This is a genomic window from Pseudomonas sp. GM18 (assembly GCF_000282195.1).
Lineage (GTDB): Bacteria > Pseudomonadota > Gammaproteobacteria > Pseudomonadales > Pseudomonadaceae > Aquipseudomonas.
The window spans coordinates 23,080-30,269 of the sequence record NZ_AKJT01000034.1 but is presented as its reverse complement, the minus strand read 5'-3'; the positions used below and the strand labels follow the sequence as shown (position 1 = coordinate 30,269).

Genomic DNA, 7,190 nt, shown 5'->3' with positions numbered 1-7,190 from the left:
CGGGATCAACCGCCTCGGTGACATCGCCCTGAGCATTGCGCTGGTATTTCCACACCGCTTGGCCACGATAGCGCGCCTGCAGGAAACCGTTGCGATACTCGTAGGCCGTTGGCTCGTCTTGCGGTGGAATCAGCGCCACCAGCCGTCCGACGTCGTCGTAGCGGTATTCGGTGACGGCGCCGAGCGGATCCTGCTCGGCCACCAACCGGCCCTGCTCGTCGTAGGCCTTGAGCTGTTCACCGCCGTCGAGCTCGACCCGGCGCACCAGCCGCGCCCGATCATCGTGGACGTAAACCTCTTCGCTGCCGTCGATGTTCAGGACCGTGACGCTGCCCTGGTCATCCCAGACATAACGCGTGTCCATCTGCGCAAACGACGCCCAGTGGCGAATACATCTGGCAGCCTTGCCGGACCGTTCCCACTCCCAGAAGAAACTCGCGCCACCGGCCAGTTGCCGCTGCAAAATTACGTGCTGGTCGTCGTAGTCGTAACGCTCGCTTTCCCCGGCGGCGTTGCTCGCTTCGATCAGCTGATCGCGTTCGTCGTAGTGATAACTGACCAGCGTCCGCTCGGTGTGCCACGTCTCGGCGAGGGTCTGGACCGGGCGGAAACACTGGTAGTCGATGGCGATCAGGTGGGCACGGTCGTAGCGCAACAACAAGGCGCGGCCGGCGCCGTTGTCGAGACGCTGGATGCGCTCCTGGCGGTCGCGGGTGATGCGCAATCGGTTGTCGTAGGCGTCGCTGATGGCCGTCAGCCGGCCGTGGTGAAAGTGGTAGAAGCGCGTGTCGTCGCCGGCCCGGGCGAGGATCAGTTCTTCGGGGTCATCGCCGAGGTAAATCGCCGCGCGCGACAGGCTGTTGTGAATCGCCGAGCGCTCGTGGCTCGGCAATGGAAACGTGGTGCGGCGGTTTTCGTGGTCGATCCAGATGACCTGGTCGCCGACGATCTCCAGACGATGGGCGAGCGAATGACTCCAACCGAAACCGAGGCCGCAGTCGATTTCGGCGGCGCTGGTGCGATAGAGCCGGGTGAAGTCGAACGGCAGGATGCCGTCCAGCGAGCCGTCGGTGAGGGTCAGCAGTTCTTCGCCGGTGACCATCGATACCGGGCAGTTGTTGGTCGCGGTTTTATCGACTGAGTCGGCGCTGTCGCCGTTGGGGTTTTTCGCCTGTTTCGACGCGTCGTCGTGAGGCTCGTCTTTTTTCAATGTCGTATTGCGCCGGGCATCCCAACGCAGTTGCATACGACCCTTTTTTAGTCCCGCCGCCACACCCCGTGCGGCGACCTTTTTGTAGCGATCAACGTACTCCATGAAGTTGTTGATGATCGCAACCATCGACTTCACAAAGCCCATGGCGGCCTGGAAAATCTGTGCGCTGTACTTGGCCAGGCGCACGGTCAGCCAGGCAATGCCAACCCCGACCACACTCAGTACCAAACCAATCAACAGATCGATGACCAAGCCAACCACGACCTTGGAAATTGCTTCAGCCGAGGACCCGGCCAGTTGCGAAGGTGGCAATGCTTCCAGCCACAAGGTCGCGGTGCGCATCAACAAGCACAGCGCCGCCTCGTCGCTGGCCACCAACATGGCCTTTTCCATTTTGTCTGGGGCGGTTATGGCCAAACTGGCAAGTTGCCCTGCACTTTCGCCAAGCTTCTCGGCAAAGGCGTTGGGGTCTTTCAGGATGTCGGTGAGTTCACCCATGCCATCCCAAACCGCCTGAATCGCCGCCCAACCTCCCGCGAGCATTCCATTGCCCACTGCCGCCAACGATGCGGATGCCGATTGCTGCGACCATTGCGGTTTGAACCCTTCCCACTCCTTGCGCAGCCAGTTTTCCAGCTCCTGGGTCAGGCCGTCGTAAGAGGAGAAAAGATCATCGATTTGAGTCGGGGTGACTTCGCTGTGGACATGAACACGATAGAACTTGCCGGGTGTGCCTATGAACTGTCCCTGACCGTTTTCATCGAGCGTGATAGGCGTACTTTCGCCACCATCGGTGGCAATCACATCGACCTGAATGTTCCCCAGCGGAATGTCGTAGACCGATTCGAACTTGCTCTCGATCTGCAGAATTCCATTAGCCGGACACTGCGCAAGACCCGAGATAAAATCATCGTCGCCACTGCTCACTGCAGTCGTGGTATTGCCGAGTTTTATCACCCGCTCCATGTCCATCAGCGATGGCATGTCCGTAACCCGGCTAACTCTGTCCGCATTCCGGCTCAAAAAGGTACCGAGTTGCTGGCGGTACACACTCAGCGTGTCTTTAAAACCGTCGAGCTCCTGCTCGATCCGTACGATCTGATCCATCAGTCCAGCTCCGTCATCAGGTAATCCACCAACGCTGATTTCGGTGCTTGAAGTCGGTCCGACGCCTCCAGAAAACTCGCGACTTTGTGCCGCAACACACTCATCGAGAACGCCTCATAAAGATCAGGACGGTCTTCGCTCAACCACTTCAGCAGGTTGTTGATGTGTGTTGTCGCGGACTCGCTGGCGAGGTGTTTAAGCAGCGACTCGGAAACCTCCCACCACGGAAAAACCCTGGTGGTTTTCAGCGCACTACCACCGATATCCAGCGGCTGGCCATTGACCAGGCAGCGCCCGATCACCGGCATCAGGTGCGCGGCGTTGACCTCGGCAGACTGCAAAATCGGCAGCACATAGCGCCCATCCCAATAGCGAAAAAACACCGTGTTGCCGTTGGGCATCAGGACTTGTGTAAGGCTGCGTAAATGCTCGACCAACGACTCTTGAGTGGCGCAAGACACCGCCAGCCAACCCCAATCGCGGGACTCAGTGGTAGCGACCCACTGCAGAAACTCACTGTCAGCGGCGACGATTCCGACATAGGGCATCACCGCTTCCCATTCGGCGTACGCGGTGCCGGCCCAGATCGGGCTCGGCGCTTGTGCCGTGATCGAGCGTTGCCAGGCTTTGAACGGTTCAGCAGCGCTGGCACTGCTGAAAATCGCGAACAGTTGCTCCGACGGTTGCAGTGGCTGGCGCTCCAGCCAGGCGCGAGGTGACAGGGCATCAGGCGGCACAGACACCGTCCTTGCAGCGCTCGCACTCTTCGCAGAACGGCGCGTCGCTTTGCAGGCTGAGAATCTGCGCGGCACTGAGCAGCGCCGCCGGGGCCGCTGCGAGCTTCAACGGCACATCCGGCAGGCTCGGTGCTGAAGCCATGGCCGCCATCGGTGCCCCACCGACCTGAATCGGTACGCTGCTGAAAATCCCGCCGGGGCCGATGTTGATCCACTGCCCGCCCGCCTGAATGGTCGCGCTGGCACCGCCGTCGATGATCACTTGCTGGCCGGCGCTGACGTGGAATTGCTGACTGGCGTTGAGGGCCTGACTGGCCACGCGAATGTGTCGGTCGCCGACCACCACCAAGTGATCGTCCCGCCGCACTTCGGTCTGGCGTTGACCGTGGGTGATGCGTTTTTCGTCGGACTTCAACTCATGGCGGGCGGTGCCGGTGACGACGATGCTGCGCTGGTTATCGACCTGCACCTGTTGATCGTTCAGCACGTGCTGAGTCCAGTTTCGCTGGGCGCGCAGGTAGATTTCCTCGGCGCCCTTGCGATCCTCGATGCGCAATTCGTTGTAACCGCCGCCACCGGGACTGCTTTGGCTGCGGAAAATGCTGCGGGTCTTGTCGGCCGGCAAATCGAGGGGCACCGGGGTCGCCGCGTTGGGCAAACAACCCATCACCAGCGGCTTGTCGGCATCGGCGTCGACAAACCCCACCAACACTTCCATGCCAACCCGCGGAATCATCACGCTGCCGTAACGGTCGTGAGCCCAGCCTGTGGCTACACGCAGCCAGCAACTGGAGTGCTCGTTGAGCTGACCGTCGCGGTCCCAGGCGAGTTGAACCTTGACTCGACCGTACTCGTCGCAATGGATTTCGCTGTCTGCCGGGCCGGTGACGACGGCGGGTTGGTAGCCGAGCATCCGTGGCTTTTCTGGCCCCAGTGGCGGGCGAAAAGAAACGTCCCACGGCGTCGCCAGAAAGGTATTGCGATAGCCCTGGAAATCATCCGGGCTGTCGCTGGTGGCCGACTCTTCGAGCACTTGCGGCTGACGGCCACGGTGTTCGATTTCGGTGATCAACCACAGGTCATTCCATGCCTGACGCGGGTGTTCGGCCAGGTGTAGGAAATGCCCGCTGACCAAAGCGGATTCGTCGCCGCGACCTTCAGCCTGACGGTAATCCGCGCTGTGCCGTTCCAGTGCTCGTTGAGCCAGATGCTTGCCGTGCTCACGATCGGTGAATTGGCCGGGGAAGTGGTAGTCCTCCAGCACCGGGCGCTGCTCGCTGTCGAGGCGGCTCTCGAGTTGCAATCGCGGTTTCTGGAAGTCGTAGTCGCGACGGGTGACCACAGTGCTCCGGGTTTCCAGCCGTACGTTGAAACGCTTGATCGCCGGCGCATCCGCCACCATCCCGCTGCCCGGCAGGTACAGCGTCGGCTCAGGCAGACGAGGAAAAACCGTCTGATCATCGCCGAACACCAGCAGGTGCCCGTCGGGGCTGTGCTGGAAGTGGTAGTGGATACCGACTTCGGCGCACAGTCGCTGGATGAACGCCAGATCGCTTTCGGCGTATTGCACGCAGTACTCGCGCTTGGGGTAGCCGCTGCCGAGTCGGAACTCGAAGGCATCGCGCTGGATGCCGTGGCCTTTGAGGATTTGCGCGACGATCGCCGGCACGCTTTTGTGCTGGAAAATCCGCTGATTGATGCGTCGACCGAGGTACGCCAGACGCGGTACGAGACTGATCTGGTAGCCCGTCAGACGATGACCGGAATCACTCTGGCCGACGCGAAAAATCTGACCATGAATACCAGAGCCTTGCGCATCGAAACTCAGAAATGCCTGACGATGCAGCAGGCTTTCGAGTTCAATGTCGGGCCGTTCGCTGACCAGTTCCAGGTCAAAGCGGTAGGGTTGGCTGATGGCTTCCTTGCCCGTGAACTCAAGCACCTTGAGCTCATTCTGGACGCCGTCGAGGGTCAACGTGAAACGCGGTTGATTGGCAGGCGCGAACATCCGATGTGTCTCTGCAGAATGAAGGCGGGCGATTCTGCATGAGCGACAAGGGGTGTTGATGGAGGGACAGGGAAATCAGATTTGCCCTGCTTTTTTAGCGATTTTTCCTTCAAAAATCGGAATAGAGAACTACAGACATTCCTGTCAGAAGCACCACCGAACAACTGTGGAAGCGAAAAAAGGCCCGCCTCCAAAAGGCAGCGGGCCGTTTTCATGTTCGGCAAAAGGTCAGAGCATCAGCTCATCCCCCTCACTGGTTCAGGCGGAAATCCTTCTCGGCTGCCGCAAAGCGCAGCAGCATGCCGCTGGTCGGTGCGCCCATTTTGCTGACGATGTAGATCGCCAGGCTGGCGAAGATGAAACCAGGGATGATTTCGTACAGGCCCAGCAGTTCGAAGTGTTTCCAGACGATCACAGTGATCGCGCCGACCAGGATGCCGGCCAGTGCGCCGTTGCGGGTCATGTTTTTCCAGATCACGGAGATCAGCACAACTGGACCGAATGCAGCACCGAAACCTGCCCAGGCATAGCTGACCAGACCCAGTACACGGTTTTCCGGATTAGCCGCCAGAGCGATAGCGATCAGCGCAACCAGCAGCACCATGGCACGACCGACCCAGACCAGCTCAACCTGGGAAGCGCTTTTACGCAGGAAAGTTTTGTAGAAGTCTTCGGTCAGGGCGCTCGAGCACACCAGCAGTTGGCAGCTCAGCGTACTCATCACCGCCGCCAGAATGGCCGACAGCAGCACACCGGCAACCCACGGGTTGAACAGGATTTTCGCCAGTTCGATGAACACACGCTCGTGGTTTTCGCTCACTGGCATCGCCACGGCAGGGTGTGCCGAGAAGTAAGCGATGCCGAAGAAACCTACAGCGACGGTGCCGCCCAGGCACAGGATCATCCAGGTCATGGAGATGCGACGAGCGTTGGCAATCGATTTGACCGAATCCGCCGCCATGAAACGCGCCAGGATGTGCGGCTGGCCGAAGTAGCCAAGACCCCAGCCCATCAGCGAAATCACGCCGATGAAGGTGGTGTTTTTCAGCATGTCGAAGTTGCTTGGGTCTTGCGCTTCAATGGCCAGGAACGTGGTGTCGATGCCGCCAGTGGCCAGCAGCACGATGATCGGCGTCAGCAACAGGGCGAAGATCATCAGCGTGGCTTGTACGGTGTCGGTCCAGCTCACTGCCAGGAAACCACCGACGAAGGTGTAGGCAATCGTCGCCGCAGCACCGGCCCACAGCGCTGTCTCGTAGGACATGCCGAAGGTGCTTTCAAACAGACGAGCGCCAGCGACGATGCCGGAAGCGCAGTAGATAGTGAAGAACACCAGGATCACGACCGCGGAGATGATCCGCAGCAGGCCGCTTTTATCTTCGAAACGGCTGGAGAAGTAGTCCGGCAGGGTCAGCGCATCGCCGTTGTGCTCGGTCTGCACGCGCAGACGGCCGGCGACGAACAGCCAGTTCAGGTAAGCACCGACGATCAGGCCGATGGCGATCCAGCTTTCGGAAAGACCGGACATGTAGATAGCGCCCGGCAGGCCCATCAACAACCAGCCGCTCATGTCGGAAGCACCGGCAGAGAGTGCGGTCACGACGCTGCCCAGGCTACGGCCGCCCAGAATGTAGTCAGAGAGGTTGTTGGTGGAGCGATAGGCCATGAAGCCGATCAGCACCATTGCTGCAATGTAGATCACGAACGTGATCAGGGTTGGGTTGCTTACGCTCATTGAGTTACGCCCTGGCATTGTTTTTATGTAGCGGCGGCTGGTGAACCGCTCGCAAACGACGACGTTTGACAGACGATTCGGGGGCCCGCGCGTTTATGACTGATGTTTCCCCAGGAAAGCCATCAGCCGGTGCACCGATCTTTTTGACCGGTTGCACCTTGGCCGCGAATGCTATTCAACAATGCAAATAAGGTGCAACCAGTTTCGTTCGAATAAGTTGCACCTAATCGGATTTACCTGAAAACAGTCGGTTTTTGCTCCTTTTTAGGGCGTTTTCCGGATTGAGCTAGAAGCAAAAGCACCAAGCAGGAGCCGTACCGGTGTACCAGAATTTATTTCCTGACGAGCTGCTTATTATTCCGGCAAAAAAAGGGTTGCACCCGGTTGCAC

Annotated in this window: 4 protein-coding genes; all 4 read right to left on the bottom strand. The window is 59.4% G+C overall.

The features are described from left to right. On the bottom strand, positions 1-2,320 hold a 2,320-nt coding region (locus tag PMI21_RS18475), incomplete at its 3' end, for an RHS repeat domain-containing protein (protein WP_007936766.1). Continuing rightward, positions 2,320-3,057: a DUF4123 domain-containing protein gene (locus tag PMI21_RS18480; RefSeq protein ID WP_007936765.1), complete on the bottom strand. Its 738-nt coding sequence runs from the start codon at positions 3,055-3,057 to the stop codon at positions 2,320-2,322. The genes PMI21_RS18475 and PMI21_RS18480, both read right to left, overlap by 1 nt. Further along, positions 3,047-5,065, bottom strand: a complete 2,019-nt coding sequence (locus PMI21_RS18485; RefSeq protein ID WP_007936764.1) for a type VI secretion system Vgr family protein — start codon at positions 5,063-5,065, stop codon at positions 3,047-3,049. Before PMI21_RS18485 ends, PMI21_RS18480 begins: the two co-directional genes overlap by 11 nt. A gap of 250 nt (positions 5,066-5,315) precedes the next feature. Then, positions 5,316-6,800 (bottom strand): sodium/proline symporter PutP, encoded by a 1,485-nt coding sequence (putP, locus tag PMI21_RS18490; protein WP_007936763.1) that lies wholly within the window; start codon positions 6,798-6,800, stop codon positions 5,316-5,318. Between the last annotated feature and the right edge of the window lie 390 nt (positions 6,801-7,190).